At 31.3% G+C, this 22,358-nt stretch carries 26 protein-coding genes; 7 read left to right on the top strand and 19 right to left on the bottom strand.

Annotated elements, in window-relative coordinates; translation table 11 throughout:
* Positions 1–6: 6 nt before the first annotated feature.
* The 6 genes from ACZ267_RS11170 to ACZ267_RS11145 all read right to left on the bottom strand — a co-directional run bounded on the left by ACZ267_RS11170 (position 7) and on the right by ACZ267_RS11145 (position 4,656).
* Positions 7–1,515 (bottom strand): ATP-binding cassette domain-containing protein, encoded by a 1,509-nt coding sequence (locus ACZ267_RS11170; RefSeq protein ID WP_002466103.1) that lies wholly within the window; start codon positions 1,513–1,515, stop codon positions 7–9.
* A 14-nt stretch (positions 1,516–1,529) separates the two neighbouring features.
* Positions 1,530–1,844 carry a YfhH family protein gene (locus tag ACZ267_RS11165; protein ID WP_015364863.1) on the bottom strand — a complete coding sequence of 105 codons (315 nt, stop codon included), beginning with the start codon at positions 1,842–1,844 and terminating at the stop codon, positions 1,530–1,532.
* Positions 1,822–2,640: a recombination regulator RecX gene (recX, locus tag ACZ267_RS11160; protein ID WP_079449142.1), complete on the bottom strand. Its 819-nt coding sequence runs from the start codon at positions 2,638–2,640 to the stop codon at positions 1,822–1,824. Before recX ends, ACZ267_RS11165 begins: the two co-directional genes overlap by 23 nt.
* A 165-nt stretch (positions 2,641–2,805) precedes the next feature.
* Positions 2,806–3,615: a monofunctional peptidoglycan glycosyltransferase SgtB gene (sgtB, locus tag ACZ267_RS11155; protein WP_002466157.1), complete on the bottom strand. Its 810-nt coding sequence runs from the start codon at positions 3,613–3,615 to the stop codon at positions 2,806–2,808.
* Positions 3,616–3,849: 234 nt separating this feature from the next.
* On the bottom strand, positions 3,850–4,368 hold the full coding sequence (locus tag ACZ267_RS11150; protein WP_015364861.1) for a type 1 glutamine amidotransferase domain-containing protein: 519 nt from the start codon (positions 4,366–4,368) through the stop codon (positions 3,850–3,852).
* A 126-nt stretch (positions 4,369–4,494) separates the two neighbouring features.
* The gene (locus ACZ267_RS11145) at positions 4,495–4,656 is read right to left on the bottom strand and encodes an SE1561 family protein (protein ID WP_001830395.1); all 162 of its coding nucleotides are present in this window, start codon (positions 4,654–4,656) and stop codon (positions 4,495–4,497) included.
* 232 nt (positions 4,657–4,888) lie between these two features.
* Between ACZ267_RS11145 and yfkAB the strand changes: the two genes are divergently transcribed.
* Positions 4,889–6,031, top strand: coding sequence for a radical SAM/CxCxxxxC motif protein YfkAB (gene yfkAB / locus ACZ267_RS11140; protein WP_002466151.1), 1,143 nt, complete (start codon positions 4,889–4,891; stop codon positions 6,029–6,031).
* A 119-nt stretch (positions 6,032–6,150) separates the two neighbouring features.
* Here yfkAB and ACZ267_RS11135 read toward each other — a convergent pair whose 3' ends face one another.
* Genes ACZ267_RS11135 through ACZ267_RS11125 form a run of 3 tightly spaced genes read right to left on the bottom strand, consistent with a single transcriptional unit; the run spans position 6,151 to position 8,197 of the window.
* Positions 6,151–6,681 (bottom strand): acyl-CoA thioesterase, encoded by a 531-nt coding sequence (locus ACZ267_RS11135; protein WP_002452295.1) that lies wholly within the window; start codon positions 6,679–6,681, stop codon positions 6,151–6,153.
* A gap of 58 nt (positions 6,682–6,739) precedes the next feature.
* Positions 6,740–7,981: an aminopeptidase gene (locus ACZ267_RS11130; RefSeq protein WP_015364860.1), complete on the bottom strand. Its 1,242-nt coding sequence runs from the start codon at positions 7,979–7,981 to the stop codon at positions 6,740–6,742.
* A gap of 12 nt (positions 7,982–7,993) precedes the next feature.
* Positions 7,994–8,197: a DUF1128 domain-containing protein gene (locus tag ACZ267_RS11125; protein ID WP_002466135.1), complete on the bottom strand. Its 204-nt coding sequence runs from the start codon at positions 8,195–8,197 to the stop codon at positions 7,994–7,996.
* Between the two features lie 146 nt (positions 8,198–8,343).
* Here ACZ267_RS11125 and ACZ267_RS11120 point away from each other — a divergent pair, with 146 nt between their 5' ends.
* From ACZ267_RS11120 to ACZ267_RS11110, 3 genes are all read left to right on the top strand, one after another.
* Positions 8,344–8,808 (top strand): low molecular weight protein-tyrosine-phosphatase, encoded by a 465-nt coding sequence (locus ACZ267_RS11120; protein WP_002466141.1) that lies wholly within the window; start codon positions 8,344–8,346, stop codon positions 8,806–8,808.
* A 6-nt stretch (positions 8,809–8,814) separates the two neighbouring features.
* Positions 8,815–9,099, top strand: coding sequence for a YtxH domain-containing protein (locus ACZ267_RS11115; RefSeq protein WP_002466132.1), 285 nt, complete (start codon positions 8,815–8,817; stop codon positions 9,097–9,099).
* A 229-nt stretch (positions 9,100–9,328) separates the two neighbouring features.
* Complete coding sequence (locus ACZ267_RS11110; RefSeq protein WP_015364859.1) at positions 9,329–10,564, top strand: YihY/virulence factor BrkB family protein; 1,236 nt, start codon at positions 9,329–9,331, stop codon at positions 10,562–10,564.
* A 58-nt stretch (positions 10,565–10,622) separates the two neighbouring features.
* Here the strand turns inward: ACZ267_RS11110 and vraR are convergent, their stop codons facing one another.
* From vraR to map, 5 genes are all read right to left on the bottom strand, one after another.
* The gene (gene vraR / locus ACZ267_RS11105; protein ID WP_002466112.1) at positions 10,623–11,252 is read right to left on the bottom strand and encodes a response regulator transcription factor VraR; all 630 of its coding nucleotides are present in this window, start codon (positions 11,250–11,252) and stop codon (positions 10,623–10,625) included.
* A complete protein-coding gene (vraS, locus tag ACZ267_RS11100) occupies positions 11,242–12,285 on the bottom strand; it encodes a sensor histidine kinase VraS (protein WP_002466111.1) in 1,044 nt (347 codons plus the stop codon). Before vraS ends, vraR begins: the two co-directional genes overlap by 11 nt.
* Positions 12,282–12,983 (bottom strand): cell wall-active antibiotics response protein VraT, encoded by a 702-nt coding sequence (vraT, locus tag ACZ267_RS11095; protein WP_015364858.1) that lies wholly within the window; start codon positions 12,981–12,983, stop codon positions 12,282–12,284. The genes vraS and vraT overlap by 4 nt, the downstream gene beginning before the upstream one ends.
* A gap of 14 nt (positions 12,984–12,997) precedes the next feature.
* The gene (locus tag ACZ267_RS11090) at positions 12,998–13,384 is read right to left on the bottom strand and encodes a DUF2543 family protein (protein ID WP_002466133.1); all 387 of its coding nucleotides are present in this window, start codon (positions 13,382–13,384) and stop codon (positions 12,998–13,000) included.
* A gap of 143 nt (positions 13,385–13,527) precedes the next feature.
* The gene (gene map / locus ACZ267_RS11085; protein WP_002466104.1) at positions 13,528–14,283 is read right to left on the bottom strand and encodes a type I methionyl aminopeptidase; all 756 of its coding nucleotides are present in this window, start codon (positions 14,281–14,283) and stop codon (positions 13,528–13,530) included.
* A gap of 166 nt (positions 14,284–14,449) precedes the next feature.
* Between map and ACZ267_RS11080 the strand changes: the two genes are divergently transcribed.
* Complete coding sequence (locus tag ACZ267_RS11080) at positions 14,450–15,436, top strand: FUSC family protein (RefSeq protein ID WP_015364857.1); 987 nt, start codon at positions 14,450–14,452, stop codon at positions 15,434–15,436.
* A 67-nt stretch (positions 15,437–15,503) separates the two neighbouring features.
* Here ACZ267_RS11080 and gatD read toward each other — a convergent pair whose 3' ends face one another.
* Both gatD and murT read right to left on the bottom strand, forming a co-directional pair.
* Complete coding sequence (gene gatD, locus ACZ267_RS11075; RefSeq protein ID WP_002466154.1) at positions 15,504–16,229, bottom strand: lipid II isoglutaminyl synthase subunit GatD; 726 nt, start codon at positions 16,227–16,229, stop codon at positions 15,504–15,506.
* Positions 16,229–17,542, bottom strand: a complete 1,314-nt coding sequence (murT, locus tag ACZ267_RS11070) for a lipid II isoglutaminyl synthase subunit MurT (RefSeq protein WP_002466150.1) — start codon at positions 17,540–17,542, stop codon at positions 16,229–16,231. Before murT ends, gatD begins: the two co-directional genes overlap by 1 nt.
* 193 nt (positions 17,543–17,735) lie before the next feature.
* On the opposite strand from murT, the gene ftnA reads away from it, so the two are divergent.
* Positions 17,736–18,236, top strand: a complete 501-nt coding sequence (ftnA, locus tag ACZ267_RS11065) for an H-type ferritin FtnA (protein ID WP_002466148.1) — start codon at positions 17,736–17,738, stop codon at positions 18,234–18,236.
* Positions 18,237–18,457: 221 nt separating this feature from the next.
* Positions 18,458–19,012, top strand: coding sequence for a 3'-5' exonuclease (locus ACZ267_RS11060; protein WP_002466136.1), 555 nt, complete (start codon positions 18,458–18,460; stop codon positions 19,010–19,012).
* Between the two features lie 32 nt (positions 19,013–19,044).
* On the opposite strand, the gene dinB is transcribed toward ACZ267_RS11060, so the two are convergent.
* The 3 genes from dinB to rlmD form a co-directional block, all read right to left on the bottom strand.
* Positions 19,045–20,115, bottom strand: coding sequence for a DNA polymerase IV (dinB, locus tag ACZ267_RS11055; RefSeq protein ID WP_002466110.1), 1,071 nt, complete (start codon positions 20,113–20,115; stop codon positions 19,045–19,047).
* Positions 20,116–20,256: 141 nt separating this feature from the next.
* Complete coding sequence (locus tag ACZ267_RS11050; protein ID WP_002466107.1) at positions 20,257–20,799, bottom strand: DUF3267 domain-containing protein; 543 nt, start codon at positions 20,797–20,799, stop codon at positions 20,257–20,259.
* Positions 20,800–20,954: 155 nt separating this feature from the next.
* Entirely contained in the window at positions 20,955–22,316 is a 1,362-nt protein-coding gene (gene rlmD, locus ACZ267_RS11045; protein WP_002466102.1) for a 23S rRNA (uracil(1939)-C(5))-methyltransferase RlmD, read from the bottom strand.
* Positions 22,317–22,358: the final 42 nt, after the last annotated feature.

Below are 22,358 nucleotides of genomic sequence, written 5' to 3'. Positions count from 1 at the left end.
TTACACCTACAATTCAATATATATCCATTTATTATCTTTTAAATCAGCAATAAAGTAACCATCTCCTGATTTACAAATCCAAATATCCTTTTTGATATTAAACTTATCTTTGAGCTCGCTTTTATCAACAATCGGAATGACAAATCCATTTAATTGATTCTCATCATTAAATAGCATTTTAATCGGTTGTGATGTAATATCAGCCACAAAACGATTATCATCTTCAGGTACTAGTGATTTTTTCACAGAATCATGGTCTTTATGTAAATGGCTGTTAAAATAATCCACATATTTACTGTAATTGGATTTAATAAATGGAGACAATGTTTTAAAACTATGTTTTTCATATAAACCTGCTGGATTAAAGTATTCTAATTGATTCTTAGCTATAGTATAACGTTTACCACTAACATCAACACGATAATTTTTACTGTTTTCACCATCAATAGTCACGACACTGTATTTGGGCAAAGTTAAATTGCTTGAACCAGAAAGTTTACTACTGCCCTTTAATGCAATTCCGTAAGCCAATTTATCCTCATATGTATCTTTTGATTGTGATTGAAGTGTAGCTTGGTTATTTTCAGGTACGTTAACAATGCCTAAATTATTCAATATAAATATGCCCATTAGTGCTAAACCTAAAATAAAGCTAACCATTAAAGTCCAAAATCTTACCAAGAATACCGGTGGTTTCGCATGATTATATCGTTCAATTCGTTTAAAATTATAAGTCATTTCTGGCATTCTTGTTCTACTTTTTTTCCAATCGAGATCAAATGATGCAAGTTCTTCTTTTGATTCAATACTTTTTCTATCTTTTTCATGCTCTTTAAAGGTAGGAATAACTTGATTAACAGAGCCTTCCATACGAATTTGACCATGAGAAACCCATGTAATATAGTTACTTACTTGTTCTATTTTATCAATGTCATCATCGATGAAGACCATTGTTTGATTATTATCTATGTATTCATTAGATAGTTCAACTGCTCTATCCATAAATGTTTCATCTAAATATTGAAGCACATGATTTAAAATGATGATGTTAGATTTGCATGATCTCGCCACGCTTAATAACAATTGCGCAAATTCCTGTTTTGACATTTTAGAAATAACTTGTTGCTCATTTACATGAGCATATTGTATAACTTGATCTGCTTTATGATTTGATATTTGATAAGGAAATAGTTCAACGATATGAGTGACATAATCCTTAACAGTTTGATGAATCATGCGTCTATCTTCGATATCTCCATAATATATATGATCCAGTTGTACTAATTTACCTTTATCTGGTTCGATAGATCCGGATAACAACCTTCCTATTAGCCTTTTTGATGAACCTGGTTCTCCAATAATACCTAAAGATTCTCCTTGGTATATATGTAGTGAAATATTATTTAAATCAATGTCTTCTGCGCCGTAACCAAAAGGTAAGTACCATTTTTTAGTTTTTTTGTTTCTATAATAGTGAGTGACTTTCAGTAACTTTAAAACGATTGAACTTCCCATTTTATTTCATCCTTCTACAATTTTAATAATGCAATTGGTAATCCTTCTTCGGGTTCACTACTTTTAATTCTGAAGCCCCAAGCAAATATACCTTTCAGTCTTTCTACTTTAAAATATTGATCACTACCATCATTTAATTGATAAATACGGCCTAACTCAATTTGGTTACGATCAACAAGGTAGCTTTCTGCTACAATGACTTTACTTTGATAGACGTCATATTCATTTAAAATACCGTTCATTTCTGCTTTTCTCATTTTTTCTTTATATGTTTGAATTTCATGTCTTAATTCTTGTTCAGACATCTCACTCAATTTCTTCTGTTCCATGTTCGATACCACTTTCTTCTAATTTAGATTTAATTTTATCATATTTATAGCCTTTTCTCATAAGCGTTTCTATCGTTTTTCTAATAACTTGTTGACCTTCATATTTTCTTTGTTGCTTGTTATATACTTTTTCTAAATCTGTTTGTAACATATAATCAAGTTGGTCTTTGTCTTCTGTGAAATCTAATTCATCCATAGCTTCTTTAATTCTTTCCATCGTATACCCTTTTTGCATCAATGATTGCATGACTTTTTGTTTTAGCTTAGACGTCGGACCTTTTTTAGTTCGTATTACTTTATTCGCAACTTTAACTATATCCTCTAGTGGCTGCTGTTCTAAATAAATTTCTGTATATTGGTCAATGATATTAGGTTCTATACCAGCTTGATACAACTTTTGCTTATATATTTCAGGACCTTTATCAGTTGTATTAATCATTGTATTTTTTAAACTTTCTGCATAGTCATCATGGTCTATTAGTTTTTCTTGGTAACAATAATCTATGACTTGTTGAATTGCCCCTTCAGAAACTTCGTTTTTTAATAAATGCTGTCTAACTTCTTTTTCAGTGCGTTTTCGATATGATAGAAATTGAATTGCATCATTTAAACCTCTACGATAATGATCATGCTTTTGTATTTGTTCCATATCTGAGGGCTCTAGTATTTGATCTTTCTTTAAATTAAATTTAACTAAAGTATCAATATCAATGCCCATTTCAAACTCGTTATCAAGATATAGATTAAATCTTTCTTTATTTTTCTTTTGAACTTCTAACTTAGTGATTTTAGGCATCATACACCTCCACTTGCGTATTGTATATTATGACATAGTTTGATGATTATCTAAAAACCATTGCTTTACAAAAAAATAAACACCCTATCAACTACACAATATTAGAACATCATTTACACATTACTGTAATTGAGTCAGTTTATATTGCGCGTGATAGGGTACTTTTTAGTTACCTAATTGTGCCATTGCTTCTTCATATTGTTCATCAGAAATATAATGAAGTTGCTTCATCTTTTCTAAGTTTGTTTTAACTCTATTTATAAAATTATCAGACATATCTTCGATATTATAAACACTTGGTGCATTGACTTTACTAGCTAATATAGCACTTTGCAATACACTAATTTGCTTTAAGTTTTGATTGTTTTTGTTAGTAGTTGCACCGAAATAATGATTGGCTGCACCTTCAACCGTATATTGATTATCACCAAAATATATATTATTTAAATAAAAACTTAGTATTTGGTTTTTATCATATTGTTTCTCAACTTTGTGTGCAACAAATAATTCTTTTAATTTTCTTGTAAATGAACGTTCATTATCGTAATAATAATTTTTAACAACTTGTTGTGTAATCGTGCTACCACCTTGAACATCATGATCACTTAATGTTGAAAATAATGCACGCGAAGTACCCTTAAAATCAAATCCATGGTGCTTATAAAATCGTTCATCTTCTAACGAAATAAATGCACCTCTTACATATTCAGGCATTTGATCAGCAGCAACGTAATCATTTTTATTTTCTATCGATTTTAAATCATCTACATTAGCTCTAGAAGACATAAAATACATTAATCCTAAAAATAGAACAATAATAATTGTTAATATGATTAAAATTCTTAAAAAAATACGTTTACTTTTTTTCTTTTTAGGTGGTTTTCCTACTGGTTGATAATAAGTATTATAGTGAGGTTCACGCATATCTTGTTGATACGTTTCATTCGATTGTGCAAATCTATCGCTTCTTTTCATGCATTTGCTCCTTTACTTAAACTCACTGTTATAATGTGAGTTTACCAGTAGTTAAGAGGATTAGCTATACTTTATCTTAAAAATCAGTCCCAGGGTGTACTTGATTCTATACGTTTTTACTTAAAATTGTCAAAAAAATGATTATAACTTCTGATCATTAATATTTAAATTCTATAAACAAAGCCTGTTGAAATTAATCAACAGGCTTTTGTGAACTCTTATTAAACTCATAAATTAGTCTTCTAGTTGTTTAACAATTTCTCTGTTAAAATCATCTAAATCATCTGGTGTACGACTCGTTACAATGTTGTTATCTACAACTACTGATTCGTCTACAACATGAGCACCCGCATTAGATAGGTCTTTTCGAACATTTAATACTGCTGTTAATGTTCTACCATTTAAATCATCAGTATCAATTAATACTTGAGGACCATGGCAAATTGCGAAAGCAGGTACATCATTTGTTGTGAAATATTTAGCAAAAGTGCCGTATCTACCTTCTGCATCACCACGTAAATGGTCTGGTGCAAATCCACCTGGTATTAATAAACCATCGTAATCTTCTGGTTTAGCATCGGCAATACTTACTTGAACTGTTGCTTTTTCACCATGTTTACCTACAACCTCTTGGTTTTCGTTATCTCCAACAATAACAGTTTCAATGCCAGCATTTTCTAATGCTTCTTTAGGGCTTGTTAATTCTATATCTTCAAATTCATCTGCTAAAATAATAGCTACTTTTTTACTCATAATGTAATCACCTTTCTATTGTTCGATTATATTTATTACTTTCACTCTTTTAGGTGAATTTAAACATCATCTAACAATTGAAAAATAATCGTCACTAAAGTGTCACTATTATTAATTACCTAATAATTATTTTGAAACTTGTTTCACTTTTTCTTCTAATTGGTCTAATAATCCAATCCACTCATCAATGTCTTCAACGCGTACTTCATCAGGGTTTACGTGATCAATATCTTCAATAAATTTGTTTAATCGTGTTTTAATTTGGTCAATCGTTTGTTGTTCACTCATATTAAATAAGCGCTCCTTTGATTTGTTTTTTTGATAATATCATCCTAACAGAATTTGACAAAAAGGGATATAATCTTAATAATGTTTACTGTACTTTTTACAAAATTTAAAGAGCAAGACTTGGTAAAAGTTAGATATACATATATTTTGTAATGAACAAATACATACTAATGATTTACATTTTTTCACATCTAATTTTATACTAACGTCTCCTCTTTTAGGAGTAATTATCATGTTAACAACTAATAAACAACCTATTTCAATATATAACGATCCTTGGGAAGCCTATAATGATGTCATTGATAATGGGCAACTTACTTTAAGTAATATAGAGTTTACAACTACTAATTTATGTAATATGAGATGTAGTCATTGTGCGGTTGGTTATACACTTCAAACAAAGGACCCCGAACCCTTACCCATGGATATTATATACCGTAGATTAGATGAAATACCAAATTTACGTACGTTATCAATTACAGGTGGCGAACCCATGTTCTCAAAAAAATCCATCAAAAATGTTGTTAAACCATTATTAAAATATGCACATCAGCGTGGGATTTACGTTCAAATGAATTCAAATTTAACATTGCCACAAGATAGATATCTAGATATCGCTGAGTATATCGATGTGATGCATATTTCTCATAACTGGGGTACTATCCAAGAATTTACAGATGTGGGATTCGGTGCTATGAAAAAACAACCACCTTTGAAAGCGAAACTCAAACTATATGAACAAATGCTTGATAACGCTAGCACGCTCTCTGAGCAAGGTATGTTCGTTTCCGCAGAAACAATGTTGAATCAAAGTACTTTACCCTATTTAAATAAAATCCATCAAGAGATTGTGAACGATATGAAATGTAGTCGCCATGAGGTACATCCAATGTACCCTGCTGACTTTGCTAGTTCATTAAATGTGTTGTCATTAAAAGAAATGAAAGAAGCAATACATCATTTATTAGATATTAGAAACGAAGATACATGGATGCTTTTTGGTACATTACCTATTTATCCATGTATTAATGACGAAAATGACCAACTTTTATTACAACGATTAAGAAATGCTAAAAACGTTACGATGCGAAATGACCCAGATGGTCGTAGCCGTTTAAATGTAAATGTATTTACAGGTAATGTCATTGTTACTGATTTTGGTGATGAAAATGGTACTATCTCTAATATTCAAAAAGATAAACTGACTGATGTTTTTAATCAATGGCTCAATTCTGATTTAGCACAATCACTCAACTGTCATTGTGCTGAATATCAGTGCTTAGGACCCAATGTTTTAGTGAAAAATATGTACTACCCTAATACAGATTTCAGAGAAAATGAAAAAGCAATGCATGCTAAACATATTTTCTCGTAACGCCTAATTTGTATAGCATTTTAATTTAAAACAGATATAGCTTAAAATAAAGTACCTCTATCTCAATGTGTTTCAATGCATTGAGATAGAGGTACTTTTATTATGAATTAATTTAAGTATTATCTTTCAATATGTTGGATTTTTGATAAATACTCGATTGTATTTTTGCTTTCATCACGACGTTCTTTGCGACGGGCCACACGTTGTGGCGCAGTTTCATGGAACCATTTTTCAACTTTATCTTCTGGATAGACTTGAGGTACTTGTGTTGGTTTACCACTTTGGTCCAATGCAACGAAAGTTAAAAAGCTGAGGGCAGCTAATTTTCGTTCACCTTCGAACACATCTTCAATAATAATTTGTACACATACCTCCATTGAACTACTACCTGTGTACGAAACCATCGCTTCATATGATAAAATATCCCCATTTTTAATCGGTAGTAAAAAATCAACAGAATCTGTCGATGCTGTAACAACTGAGTTACCAGCATGTTTCATTGCAGTAATTGCTGCAATTTCATCAACATTAGCCATTAATGTACCACCAAACATTGTATGATGATGATTTGTATCTTGTGGGTAGACTTGTCTAGACTTCAAACTTTTAGATTCTGACATTGCTTTTTTAGTCACTTGTTGTTTTGCCATTCATATCTTCCTATCTCTTAATGAATTTTGACTCCTCATATTTTATATAACATGATGTTTAGTTTGCCCAATTACCATTTTCAAATACGAGTTCTTTTGTATCATCTTCTAATATGCCATAAATAGTTAAATCTGCACTTCCAATCATAAAGTCTTCATGCACATTTGAATCATTTAAACCACTTGCAATTTTTTCTTCGGTAGTCATTTCTGTCCCACCTTCAATATTGAACCCATATGCTGAACCTATTGCTAGATGACAAGATGCATTTTCATCAAATAACGTATTATAAAAGATTGTATTACGATTAGAAATTGGTGAATCATCTGGTACTAACGCAACCTCACCTAATCGTTTAGCACCTTCATCTGTATCCAATAAGTCTCTTAACACATCTTCACCTTTATCTGCTTTAAAATCAATGATTTCTCCATCTTTGAATGTCAATGTAAAGCCATCAATAATATTACCATTAAAACTTAAAGGCAATTTATTTGTCACATATCCATTAACGTTGTTTCTATCTGGTGCAGTGAATACTTCTTCAGTAGGTATATTAGCAATAAAAGCCTGTTGATCACCATTGACATAACTAGTCGCATCTTCCCAAATATGTCCTTTTGGTAAGCCAACAACTAAGTCTGTACCTTCTGATAGATAGTGTAATGCTTTATATTGTTTTTTCTGCAATTTATCAGCATGCACACTTAAATTCTTGACATGAGATTGCCAATTTTGAATCGGATCGTTACCATCAACTCGTACAATATCAAACACTTCATCAACAAAAGTTGTATATGCGTCTTCCACTGATTTATCAGGATAAACGCGTTGTGCCCAAGCTTTAGATGGAAATGCTGCTACGACCCATGGAAATTGATTCTTTTGACTCGCTTCCATATAACCTTTATACGCTTTTGAATATTGTAATTGATATGCTTTTAATTTACTTGCATCGATACCACTTAATAAATCTGGATCTTCAGTTAAAATTGCTAGATTTGCAGCCCCTCTTTTTACAAAGTCCATTCTAGCTTCAACATCATATGACTTAACGTCGTTATTTTCAAAGTGGTCTAGAGATTCATGTTCAAATTTTAATCGTTTTAAACGTGGATCAGCATACTCAACTCTTACATCTGAAGCACCAGCAATGTATGCCTCTTCAACGACTAAATGAGTCAGTTCCAATGCTTCAACTGATGATCGAATAAATACGGGTTGCTTATCTTGGACATTCATCCCTACTCTAACTAATAGCTGTGCATATTGTCTTAATTTGTCTTGATAGTTACTCATTTAGGTTCCCCCTTATTGTCGTAATTGTCCTAGTGCATCTGCAATTGCAGTGACTTCGCTAGGTGAAAAAGAATCTTTTGAAGTGACAAATTGGTGAATTTCTTTAATTTCATCATGATTTGCCTCTTTAAATTTATCTGGATCGATAAGTGCTTTATTGACAATATTTAATTTTTGTCTAATCTCAGTAATCATCTCTTCATTAGATAATGCCACGCGTCTCACCTCTTTATATTAGTAATCATATTCTATCAAACTAACATACTTTATGGAACTTTAATAGAAATTGAAAAAATTTACTTTCTAATTGTTTGAAGAACCATTAAAATGGGGATATAATTACATGGTTTGGAGGAATCAATATGGTAGACGTTGCTTTTGTATGTCTTGGAAATATTTGCCGTTCTCCAATGGCTGAAGCTATCATGAGACAAAGACTTCAAGACAGAGGCATTAAAGATGTTCAAGTACATTCTCGTGGCACTGGAAAATGGAATTTAGGAGAACCTCCACATGAAGGTACTCAAAAGATTCTTAATGAACATCAAATTCCTTTTGATGGTATGATTAGTGAGCTATTTGAACCAACAGATGATTTTGACTATATTATTGCAATGGATCAAAGTAATATAGAAAATATCAAAGCAATTAATCCTAACATTCAAGGACAATTGTTCAAACTGTTAGAATTTAGTAATATGGAAGAAAGTGATGTACCAGATCCATACTACACAAACAATTTTGAAGGTGTATATAAAATGGTACAATCATCTTGTGATCATTTAATTGACTACATCGTAAAAGATGCAAATTTGAAAGAGGGGTAAAAAATTATGGAAAACAAATTCATTCCTGGTGTATTATTAGGCGCTGTTATCGGTGGCGCAGCAACATTAGCTGATAAATCAACTCGTAATTCATTAAAACAATCATTCTCTAATGTTAAAGAAGGCAAAAAATCTCAAAAACCTTCTAAAGTGAGTAGCATTAAAGATGAAGTAATGTACTGGAAAGATGTTATCGAAGAAATTCGTCGTAACAATCCAGAATTAGAACGTTCTATTAAAGATGCTAAAGACACATTTGTTAATAGAAAAAATGAACGTATTGGTAAGTAATGGAATGCCAAATGGGCAATTTTATTGAATATTGGCTTTATAGCCAATGAGTAATCTAGCTATATAAAATAGTGAAATACTTCTAATATTATTGTCCCACTCCATTAATACGGGGGTGAGTTTAAGAATTCATTTCCAAATGAGTTCTTTCTCACTCCCTTTCTTTACAACTAATCATAAATTAAAATTGCATTTAAAATTCGATGTCAAAGGACTAAAGGAGATTGTTATGTCAAAGAAAGAAAAAACAAGTTCCAAATTCCTTAACTCTGCAAAAGAATACGAAGAGCATAAGGATGACAAAAATAGTGATAATAAAATTAAAGTAGACCGTACATATATTGAACCACAGGAGTTTCAATCTAAGGAACCTAAGAAAGATAATCAAGTTTTCTTCTTATCAAGATTAAACAAACCTGCTAAATATACAAAGAATTCAAATTTCTTTTCATATTTAGTTTATCGAATTGGTAAAGATGATGCTTCAGGTTTAGCAGCACAAATGACTTATCATTTCGTTCTTGCGATGTTCCCTATGTTGATTTTCTTATTAACATTGTTACCATTCTTTAATATTGAACAAAGCCAAATTACTAGCATGTTAAGCAGTGCACCATCTGAAACATCATCAATCATAAAAGGTGTTATTGGCGATGTAACGAAGAACTCAAGTGGTGGCTTACTATCTGTCGGTTTGATCTTAGCAATTTGGTCAGCTTCAAACGGTATGACAGCAATTATGAACTCATTTAACGTTGCTTACGATGTTGAAGATAGTCGTAACGGTATTTTACTAAAACTTCTAAGTGTTGTATTTACAGTAGTAATGGGTGTTGTATTTGCTATCGCAATGGCATTACCAACATTAGGTTCTGCAATAAGTCATTACTTATTCGGGCCATTAGGCTTAGATTCTGAAGTGAAATGGGTATTCAATTTAATAAGAGTGGTATTACCACTTATCATCATTTTAGTTTTATTTATTGTGCTATATTCAGTTGCACCTAATGTAAAAACAAAAATCCTATCTGTATTGCCAGGTGCTATTTTTACTTCTATCATTTGGTTACTAGGATCATTTGCATTTGGTTGGTATATTTCTAACTTTGGTAACTATTCTAAAACGTATGGTAGTATCGCAGGTATCATTATTTTATTAATTTGGTTATACTTAACAAGTTTCATCATTATTATAGGCGCAGAAATCAATGCGATTATTCACCAACGTCATGTAATTAAAGGTGAAACACCAGAAGAAGCAGCATTGAAACATGATGATAACAACCAAAACCATTACAACGAAGATACAACTTATGAATATAATGATCATCGTGAAATTGGTAAAGATGAAGATTATAATATTGATAAAGATGCTAATGACAAGTATCAAGAAGATCAAAGTACAATGAAAGATAAAATTGTTAATAAAATTAAAAATAATGATTCTGAAGATAAACATTCTTAATCATAAAATTAAAGGCCAAGTGGAATTGATAAACATCATCCACCTGGCCTTTTTATAATTATTGAATTAAGTTATGTTGGAAAGCATAAATGACTGCTTGTGTTCTATCTTGAACTTCTAATTTACTTAGAATATTACTTACATGTGTTTTAACTGTTTTTATTGTAATGTGAGATGCACTAGCAATCTCTTGATTGGAGTAACCTTTAGCAATTAACAATAAAATTTCCATTTCTCTTTCTGTTAACATTTCATATAGCTCAGCGCGTTTTTTCATTCTGTTACGCATTTTAACTAATACTTCTGGTTCAAACACCGATTCACCATTGTATGTTTTACGAACCGCTTCTGCGATATCACTAGCACTTGTAGTCTTTAAAATATAACTATCTACACCAGCATCTAAAGCTCGATATACTTCTTTATCTTCAATGAAACTTGTAAGCATTACTACTTTGATGTGAGGTAAATCCTTTTTTATTTCTGTTGTCGCTTCTACACCATCCATATCATCCATCAGTAAGTCCATTAGAATTAAATCTGGTTGTAACTCGTGTGCCTTTGCAATTGCATCTTTCCCAGACTCTCCTTCTCCCACTACTTCAATGTCAGATTGTGTTGATAAGTAACTTGATATACCTATTCTAACCATCTCATGGTCGTCTACAAATAATACTTTAATCGCCATACGAATCCTCCTTGTTTAATGGTGCTTTAACTTCAATACGTGTACCAGAGTCTGGTAACGATACGATATGGAAGGTAGCACCAATTTCTAGTGCACGTTCACGCATATTCTTTAATCCATAACTTTGTTCAAGTTTCTCATCTACATTAAAACCTTTACCATTATCTTGTATACGTAAAAGCAGATAATCTTGCTTATTAAATAATTCAACCGTTACTCTTGTGCCATTAGAATGTCTCAATGTATTTGAAATTGCTTCTTGTGTAATTCTGAATAAATGATCCTCAATTCCTTTTGGCACTTTAAATTCTTGAATTTCATGCACTACTTTCATTGGTACTTTCTTTTGAAGGTCAATGACTAAATCTTTAATACCTTCACCTAATGATTTATCTTTTAATCCTAATGGTCTTAAATGAAGTAACAATGCTCTCATCTCTAGTTGTGAATCTTGGACCATCTTTTCAAGTACGGGTATTTGTTGATCTAATGGTGGTTCTAACTGTGTTTCTTTTATTGCAGATAACATCATACTCGCAGCGAATAATTGTTGGCTTACAGAATCATGTAATTCTCTAGCTAAGCGTTGTCGCTCATCTTCAATAATCTTTTTAACTTTAACATCATTCATATTGTAATTTTCGTTAGTTAAATTTTGTGTTTTCATTCTTAATCGATGTAACTCTTGATTTAACGGGACAAGTGTATGATATATTTCTAACGTCTCGCTATACAATTCAATATTTTGATCATTAATTCCAACAGTTTCCCCTTCAATTGATCGCTCAATTTGAGTTTTAATCCAATCATTCTGTTGATTAATTTTATATGCTAGAACTGATCCAACTATAATACATAATAATATAACTATAATATTTAAAAATAAGAACACTGGAATACCGAAAATTTGTGTATAAAACATTCCTTGAAAGTAAATGATGTTGACAAAAACTTTATCAATAAATAAGAACGCCGTTAACATACTATATATCAATATCAGCATTGACCCAATAGCTCTTATATAGTGATTCATCTATATATCACCTCTAGGTCACCAATAAATGTTGATACATAGACATTAACCGTATAATTTTCTTCTTTTGTCTTCTCTTCAACATGAATATTATTATTCTCTATCTTATATGATTTTTCATTTATATTTGCTGAACCATAAAATGCAGTAGCATGGATATTAATATTATAATTTAATGGCACAATCACTTGAACTTTACCTAATATATGTCTCACAACAATAGTATTGTTATCTTTAATATTCGCGGCTTTAGTCAAATCGATATGAATATCTCCAATTCCATGTTGGATTTGAACATCTTCCCACTTATATACATATACTGGTGTACGTTGCTCACCAAACCATTTCTGCTTAATAAATGCTGGCGATGTAACTTCTTCTTCAGTTGCTGTTACTTTTAAAGGTTTAAATTTATAAATTAAGTACCTTACAATTAATATCAATAAAAATATAAACAAAATGATAATCGTATATTTATTAGATAATAAGGTGAATGCAATTAATAAAGTACCAATCCAAAAGGATAACAAACCTCGTACTTTATGAAAGTAAATATATCCTACATAGACAAGTACACATCCTAAAAGTAAAACGAGTAAAAAGCCTATTTTTTCAAAGAATATATAATAAAAATTAGCAATAATCATTAATGCTGTAAAAACTATCAACAATTCTGTTGATATATATTTATGTGTCATGATTCGCCACCTTTCTATGCCACAGCACTCATATAATGAATTAAATGACATTCTTTTTCTATAGTCATTTTCTCTTTTGCTTGTTCACTTATTTTAGACTCAATTTGAGCACAATACGCTTCAATTTGATTTAAATTATTTCTTAATGACGCAATTTCATTATCATGTACCTCTTCTGCACATCTAATATTATATAAATCTGCGATATCTATATATTTATTTTCTAATGCTAAAGAAATACTGTCAATTAACTTTTTGAGTTGCATTCGCTTTTCACTTAAATAAGCTATATACTCTTCAATATCTTTCAATTTTTTGTCTAATTTCATTTTATAATCATCAATATTGTATCGTAATGATGTTTTAAATATTTTATTTAAGTAAATCTCCATGTAATTCATAGAACCACCTCGCCCTTGATTAGGCTCTATTATAAAACAATTCCGAAACCATCAGTAATAGGCTCCGGAACCATATCTTGTTAGTCCTTTAGTCTTAGTCTAAGTAAAATGAATAACTTTACTATCTAAAGGAAGAATATACTTTAATCTTCAATTTTAGTTGTTAATAAAGGACCCTCTTTGGTAACGATAACAGTATGTTCTATTTGTGCAACATAGCTTTTATCTCTTGTTTCAAATGCCCATTCATTTTTACCTTCAGTCACAAATGTTGCTTTAGATGAAATAAATGGTTCTACTGCAATAACAAGTCCTTCTTTTAAAAGTGTTTTATCTTTAGGATCATAGTAGTTCATGACATGATTAGGTGCTTCATGTAATGATTGACCAACGCCATGACCTGTTAGATTCTTAATAACTGTTAAATCATTTTGACGTGCTGTTGCATGCACAGCTTTACCAATATTACTCAATTTTGTACCTGGTTTTACTTTAGCCATTGCATTTTCAAATGCCATTGTTGCAACGTCACAAACTTTTTGTTTCATTGGATCACTTGCTTCACCTACCACAAATGAAATGCCAGTATCTGCATAATACCCATTTTTCAATGCTGAAACGTCAATATTAACTAAATCACCTTCACGAATCACACGTTTTCCAGGTATGCCATGTGCCACTTCTTCGTTGACACTGATACATGTCTGACCTGGAAAATTCTCATCATGAATTGGCGCTGAAATCGCACCATGTTCTTCGAATAAAACTTTAGCAATATTGTCTAACTCTTTTGTTGTAATACCTGGTTTAGTTTCAGCTTGCATTGTGTCTCTTACTTTTGCACAAATATAGCCAATTTCTTTTAAAGCTTGTAATTCCTCATCTGTTTTTACAATCATTTTTATCCCGTTCCTTTTTATTTATTATTCTATCTTATTATAGCAAAATTTTTTTGATATACTAAACATGAATGCATAGAAATGACTTTATTTTGTTTGATTAAGAAAGAGAATTTGTAAAAGCGTAAATCGTTTTAAAAATTCCCTTTTCAAGGGGGACAACATTTTGAATGAAAAATGGTATAAAAATCTCATTGGTGCACGCACTATCAAGACAGGTTTAGCTACATTTTTTACAACTGTCTTTTGTATGCTATTAAATCTCACACCAATATTTGCCATATTAACTGCTATAGTAACAATAGAACCTACTGCTAAAGCCTCAATTAAAAAAGGCTATCGCCGTTTACCTGCTACAGTTATTGGCGCATTATTTGCAGTTATATTTACATTTATATTTGGCGACCAATCGCCATTTGCTTATGCATTAAGTGCAACATTGACGATTTTAGCTTGTACTAAACTCAATTTGCAAGTAGGTACGACAGTAGCAGTATTAACGTCAGTTGCAATGATACCAGGTATACATGAAGCTTATGTATTTAACTTCTTTTCACGTTTATTAACTGCCTTAATTGGATTAGTTACAGCAGGTCTAGTCAATTTTATGATTTTACCACCTAAATATTATAATCAGTTAGAAGATCATCTTTATGACTCTGAAGAAAAAATGTACGCATTATTTAATCAACGATGTCATGAATTGTTACTTGGTCGATTTCAGTCTGATAAAAGTAATAAAAAGATTATTCAAATCAGTAATTTAAACCAGAAAATCGATATGCTAACTGGGTATCAACGTGATGAGCTCACATATCATCAGAACAAGGCTGATGATTGGAAAAAACTAAATAAATTAACGAATAGAGCTTATACTAATCGATTACTGATGACCCATTTAGCGAACATTATTTATTTACCTAAAGATGCACACGTATTCTTTACACCTGAAGAAAAAATGGCGATTCTAAAAATTAGTACAAGTATTAGCCAAATTCTATGTGATGGTACATTTAAACGTGAACGAAAATCCGCTTCAACACTAAAATCATCAGTGAAGCAGCTAGAAGAATTTGATCAAAATCAGATTAAAAGTCACCTTATTTATGAAATATTGTTAATCTATAAAATATTAGATCATCGTTATGCTTAAGGTGATGTCAAATATAAGAAAGAAGAGGTTGCGACTCGTTATAAAAGTCGCAACCTCTTCTTTTAAATTATTTACTTTTATTTGCACGATCTATTAAAACTTGTTTGGCAGCTTCTTCTTCAGTATTATCTATTTCTTTTGGTTCAAATGGTATACCTTTTCTTTCACAAGCTTTTTCTAATAAATAATCTGTAACTTCATGGTTTTTAGGTAAGATAGGACCATGTAGATAAGTTCCTAGTAAATTCTTATAGTGGATACCCTCTTTACAATCCGTATCATTATTACCATAACCATGTGTCACTCGACCTAGGGTACCAAATTGGTGATAAGTTCTTCCCCCGTGATTCTCAAAACCAACAATTGTTCCGAACGTATCACTTTCGATAATGATATCACCAGTTAATCGATCTTCTCTAGATTCAGTATAGAAATCTAAAATACCTAACCCATCTAATTCTGTACCATCTGGTGTAATATATTTAGTTCCTAAAAATTGGTATCCACCACAAATAGTTAAACCAGGCATTCCATCCTCAATAGCTTCTTTTAATGGAGTTTTAATTTTACTTAATTGTTTTGTAGCAAGTGATTGTTCACGATCACTGCCACCGCCAATAAAGAAGATGTCACAATCATCAAATGTTACACCCTCTGTTTCATTAATTTCTACCACATTCACTTTAATATTTCTTTTTTTGGCTCTTATTTTTAAGGCAATAATATTACCAATATCACTATATAAATTTAATTTATCGGACATAAAATGATATATCGTTAATTCGTGCTTCATTATGATTGTCCTCCTTCAAAAGAACGATTCAATTGTTCTAGCATCGGTGATAATGAAGTATAGTTCGGTATCGCTACTGTAAACCCTGTAAAGTCTATTGTTTTAGCAGTTGCTTTATATATATCCCTTTCAAGAATTACAGGTACATCCACTTCAGCTAATTTTAATCTTAGTTGTAATTCTTCAGCACGATTACCTGTAACAATAATTGCTTCAATATCTTGATGACTCAGTTTTTCAAAGTCTGCATCATAAATCCATGACGTATCTCTTCCATCTGCAGCATTATCATTTAAACTAATAACATATACTTTACGTCCTTCTAATTGCTCGCCAACTGATAAACTTGCATTCATTCCTGCTGGATTTTTAGCTAAGTTAATCATCGCTTCTTTTTGATTTAAAGAAAAATACTGCATACGGCCATTGTCAGATGTATAAGTTTCAAATCCTTTTTGAATAGATGCATCATTTAATCCTAATTCTCTTAACACAGTATAGGCTGCAAGCGCATTGTATGCATTAAAATCACCAGCAATTTTCATATTAAATGTGGCATTTCCTATATTTAATTTTAGGAACGGTGATGTTTCGAAGGAAGATACTTCATATTTAGGTTGTTCACGTTTGAAGCCACATTCACAATGATAATGACCAATTTGATTATAATGTATGTAATCATATTTAAGTAAACGACCACAATTTGGACAATATCTACTTTCATTCATTGTACTTTGTTCAAATTCATGAGCATGTGCTTTCATACCATAGTAAATACGAGTCTCACTTGCTATTTTAAGTCGACTTACAAATGGATCATCTGCGTTTAATAATAGTTTTATACCTTTATCACTAATTGATTTAGCAATATTATTTACCATGATGTCTATTTCACCAAAACGGTCCATTTGGTCTCTAAAGAAGTTTGTAAATACCATCATAGATGGCGTTACTTCTTTAAGTACTCTCGGTATCGATCCTTCATCTATTTCAATAATAGCGATTTTAGTTTGCTTTGTTGTTTGCATAATGAAGGCAGATGTAATACCTGCTGCCATATTGGCACCTTCATTGTTATGAATAATATCAATTTGATTAGCCTTTAATGTATGTCCAATTAAGTTAGATGTTGTTGTTTTACCGTTTGTACCACTTATGAAGACAATATCATCAACTTGTTCTGATAATTTTCTTAATATATTTTGATCCACTCTACGTGCGATTTGACCTGGTAAGTCAGTTCCATTTTTACCCACGGCTCTACTTGCCTTGCGCGCTAACTTCGCTAAATGGGTTGCAGTCCATTGTCTCATTTGTTTCCTCCCTATTACTATTCACTCGCATAATTATAACATGCAGAGGGTATAACTAAAAAGATTCTCAATTAAAAAGATAAAAATGCACTCCAGATTATAATAATTATTATTTACGAATGAGAATAAGTTTGTTATACTCATTTTAGTCAACAGAGAAAGAAAATGAAAATTTTCATATGAGGTGAATATTATGTTAAACAAAGAATTATTAGAAGCATTAAATGAACAAATGAATCACGAGTATTTTGCTGCTCACGCATATATGGCAATGGCATCTTATTGCGATTCTCAATCATACGAAGGATTTGCAAACTTCTACATTCAACAAGCTAAAGAAGAAAGATACCATGGTAAAAAAATCTATGATTATATTAACGATCGTGGTGGACATGCGAAATTTACTGCATTACCAGCACCTAAAGTAGATTTTAGTTCTATTTTAGAAACATTTAAAGACGGTCTAGCTCAAGAGCAAGATGTAACAAAACGTTTCTACAATTTATCAGAAATCGCACATAAAGATAAAGATTATGCTACAATTTCATTCTTAAACTGGTTCTTAGACGAACAAGTCGAAGAAGAATCAATGTTCGAAACTCATATCGATTACTTAAATCGAATTGGTGATGACTGTAATACTCTATATTTATATGAAAAAGAATTAGCTACTCGTACATTTGACGAAGAATAATTTAAAATAACTCTTTAAATCATTGATTAACAACAGAGGGACTGTCAATTAACCTAATAAGTTAATTGGCAGTTTTTTTCGTGAAATTTCAAAAATCATTTTTCAAAACACATTCCCTAATTAGAATGTTTATAGATGTTAACCTTTTCCCTTTTACTATCCATTATAGTTTTGATATATTAAAATATATTTTATGATCTTTGATAGAAAGGAGCGATACAATGAGCGAGAATGCATTTGTCGCACTAGACTTTGAAACTGCTAATGGAAAACGTACTAGCATATGTTCAGTAGGTATGGTTAAAGTAATAGAAAATCAAATTACAGAATCCTTCCATACTCTAGTCAATCCAAATGATTATTTTTCTGAACAAAATATTAGTGTACATGGTATACATCCAGAAGATGTAGCATCCTCTCCAAATTTTTCATATGTATATCCCTATATGATGCAGTTTATCGATCAACTTCCAGTCGTGGCGCATAATGCTGCATTTGATATGAATGTACTCCATCAAAGTATTCAAGCCATAGGGTTAGAAACACCTCATCTTACTTATTTTTGTTCATATCAATTAGCAAAAAGAACAGTACAATCACATCGCTATGGCTTAAAACACATGATGGACTATTATCAACTTGATTTCCATGGGCATCATGACGCGTTGAATGATGCGAAAGCTTGTGCAATGATCACCTTTAGATTATTAAAACATTATGATGATTTACCAAGCATGCTCAATATCTATGGTAAAGATTTAAAAGATAAAGGCTAATAATGTAGACATTATCTTACATTACTAGCCTTTTATATAAAATCATATATAGTCATATTGCGATATGCTGATTGCTCTAGGTTACCTACTGTAACACCTATTAATCGTATAGGTACATCAGGATCTTTCAAATCAGTATAAAGTGAATAGGCAATATTATAAATATCTGTTTCTGAATTAACAGGATCCCTTAAACTGGTTTGCTTTGATAACGTCTCAAATTGATAGGTTTTAATTTTCACCGTCACAGTTTTACCTGATTTTTGTAACTTATTTAATCTTTCCGCCGTTTTTCCAGATAATTCCCAAACCTTTCTTAAAATCTCATCATCATCATTAACATCTGTTGCAAAAGTACGTTCTGTTCCTACAGATTTTCGTATTCGGGTCGATTTTACCTCATTATGGTCAATACCTCTTACTTTATTGTATAAACCCCTCCCTCTTTTTCCAAACAAACGTATTAATTCAAATTCATCCTTATTGTATAAGTCTTGACCATTAAAAATTTGATTATCATGCATGACCTTTTCCGATGCTTTTCCAACACCTGGAAATTCACCAATATCCAAATTCATTAAAATGTCATGTACATTATTATAATCTATTACTGTGAGGCCATTAGGCTTATTCATGCCACTTGCCAATTTCGCTAAAAATTTATTATAAGATACCCCCGCAGACGCTGTTAATTCAGTTTGTTCTAATATATCTCTTCGTATAAAATTAGCTATTTTAGAAGCTGGTAGATCAGGTCTCACTAAATGTGTAATATCTAAATAAGCTTCATCTAAAGATAAGGGCTCTACAATTTCAGTATAACTGCGAAATATGTCCATAATTTTCTTAGAAGCTTCCCTATAAGCATCAAAGCGACTCGTTACATAATAACCATTAGGACATAGTTTATGTGCTTGTGACATGGGCATGGCAGAATGCACACCATATTTTCTAGCTTCATAAGATGCAGTAGAAACGACCCCTCTGTTACTTGCCTTTCCTCCAACAATTACTGGTTTCCCTTTTAGTTTCGGATTATCTCTCATTTCAACTTGCGCAAAAAAGTAATCCATGTCAATGTGAATAATTCTTCTTTCTTCCATTATTTCACCACACTTTCACTTTTAGTATTATCTTACTTTTATTATAAAATGTATGACGACGATTCACGAATTTCATGCTTTTAAATTAAGGCATTAAAATAAGCCATCTTCTCTTTTAAGAAAGATGACTATAATGATTGACTATTCTTGATTCATTTGACTAGGTTTGTGTTGATATAGATATAATCCTTCATCATATTTTTGAATATATTTAAAATTACTGGCAAGTGCTAACGACACTAATAAAACATCAAGCACGCAATAGCCAATATGGATACTAAACATAAATATCAACGAGGAATATGCATAAGTCTTAATTAGTACAAGTAAAAGTGAACTTATTAATACAAGAGGCGCTAACATGATTGTGCTAAATTGCCATCTGTTAAAGCAAGTTTCAGTAAATTGTAATAACATTGTTCCCTTTTTATATTTCATTTTAGGCTTTTCACCTTTAGAAAATAAAATAAATAATACACGATGTATCAACTCATGAATAATTAATAAAACTAAAAAGCCAGCAAAACCATAAACTAAGTTCATAACAATATTTTGTTCTATAATATGTGTCACGGTATAAGCCCACTTATATGTAAATAATATGACAAACATAATTAAAACAATTTGCATTAATACAAAGCGACGAATATTAATTTTATGTGGAAACAAATCAATTTTATGCACAACCAACCCTCCATTTTTCTCTAAAATCAACTTTAGTATACATTGTTTAGGATTGATACTAAAGGTATTTTCAAGAAAGTAAGTTGCTTGTAATATAATTTTAATAATCGTCTTGTTTTAGCAATCAACTTCTTCAAATATCTCGACAAATGATATTATTTTCTTTCAAATAATGCCACTGTTTCAATATGTGTTGTTTGCGGGAACATATCAACAGGTGTAATTTCTTTTAAATCATACTGATGATTAAGTATGTGTGCATCACGTTGTTGTGTAGACGGATTACATGATATATATACAATTCGTTTAGGATTAAGTTCTAATATTGTTTCTAAGAACGTTTCATCGCAACCCTTTCTTGGTGGATCGACCATAACAACATCTGGTCTTATTCCTTCTGCTTTCCATTTTAGAATAACTTCTTCAGCTTTCCCACAGACAAAAGTTGTATTTTCTAATTGGTTTTTAGTCGCATTTTGATTTGCATCATTAATTGCTGAAGGTACTACTTCGACACCATATACGTGTCGAGCATTTTCAGCCATGTATATAGCGATTGTACCGATACCACAATATGTATCAAGTACAATTTCATCCCCGGTTAATTGGGCATAATCTAATGCTTGTTGATATAATTTTTCTGTTTGATGTGAATTGATTTGATAGAACGATTGATCACTTATATTGAAAGTGACTTCACTTAATTGATCTTCAATTTCTTCTTCACCATAAAGCGTAATAGATTGAGGCCCCATTATCACATTTGAATGTGCATCATTAATATTTTGTTTAATACTTGTGACATTAGGATATTTTCGAACTAGTGCATCCACCAGAGATTCAGCTTGTTTGAACGCCTTACCATTGGTCACTAATATAATCATTAATTGATTCGTGTAATGTCCTGTTCTCACTACTAAATGACGAAGTAATCCTTTTTTAGTTTTTTCATTATAAACGCTTATATTTAGCTCAGATATCAGTTGTTTTAGATCGTTCATCACTTGTTGATGTTGTTGATCCTGAATTAAACAACTTTCCATATCAATGATGTCATGACTTCGTTGTCGGTAAAATCCCATTATTGGTTGCTGATCCTTACTTAAACCAACGGGGATTTGTGATTTGTTTCTATATCGCCAAGGGTCTTCCATACCAACAGTATCTTTGATAACTGTATTTGTAAATTTTGCTTTTCTGTGAAATAAATTAACCACCTGTTCTTTTTTCATATTGAGTTGTGCTTGATATGACATATGCTGAAGTTGGCATCCTCCGCATTTGTAATAATATATACATGGTGGCTCTACTCGAGCATCACTTTCAGTAATCACTTTTATTAATTTTCCAATTGCAAAGTTTTTCTTTACTTTAATCACTTTATACTCAATCTTCTCATCTATTAACGTATTTGGGATAAATATCGGATATCTATCAATTTTTACAACGCCATGGCCTTCATGTGTTAAATCTACAACCTGGCCTGTTAGTACATCATTTTTCTTCAATGTTTCCACTTTATTTCCCCCACATATAAAAAGGTTAGGACATATCATCTT

This window comes from Staphylococcus sp. AC872 (assembly GCF_979255425.1).
Note: the sequence above shows the minus strand (reverse complement) of the source record. Positions and strands in the feature narration are given on the sequence as shown.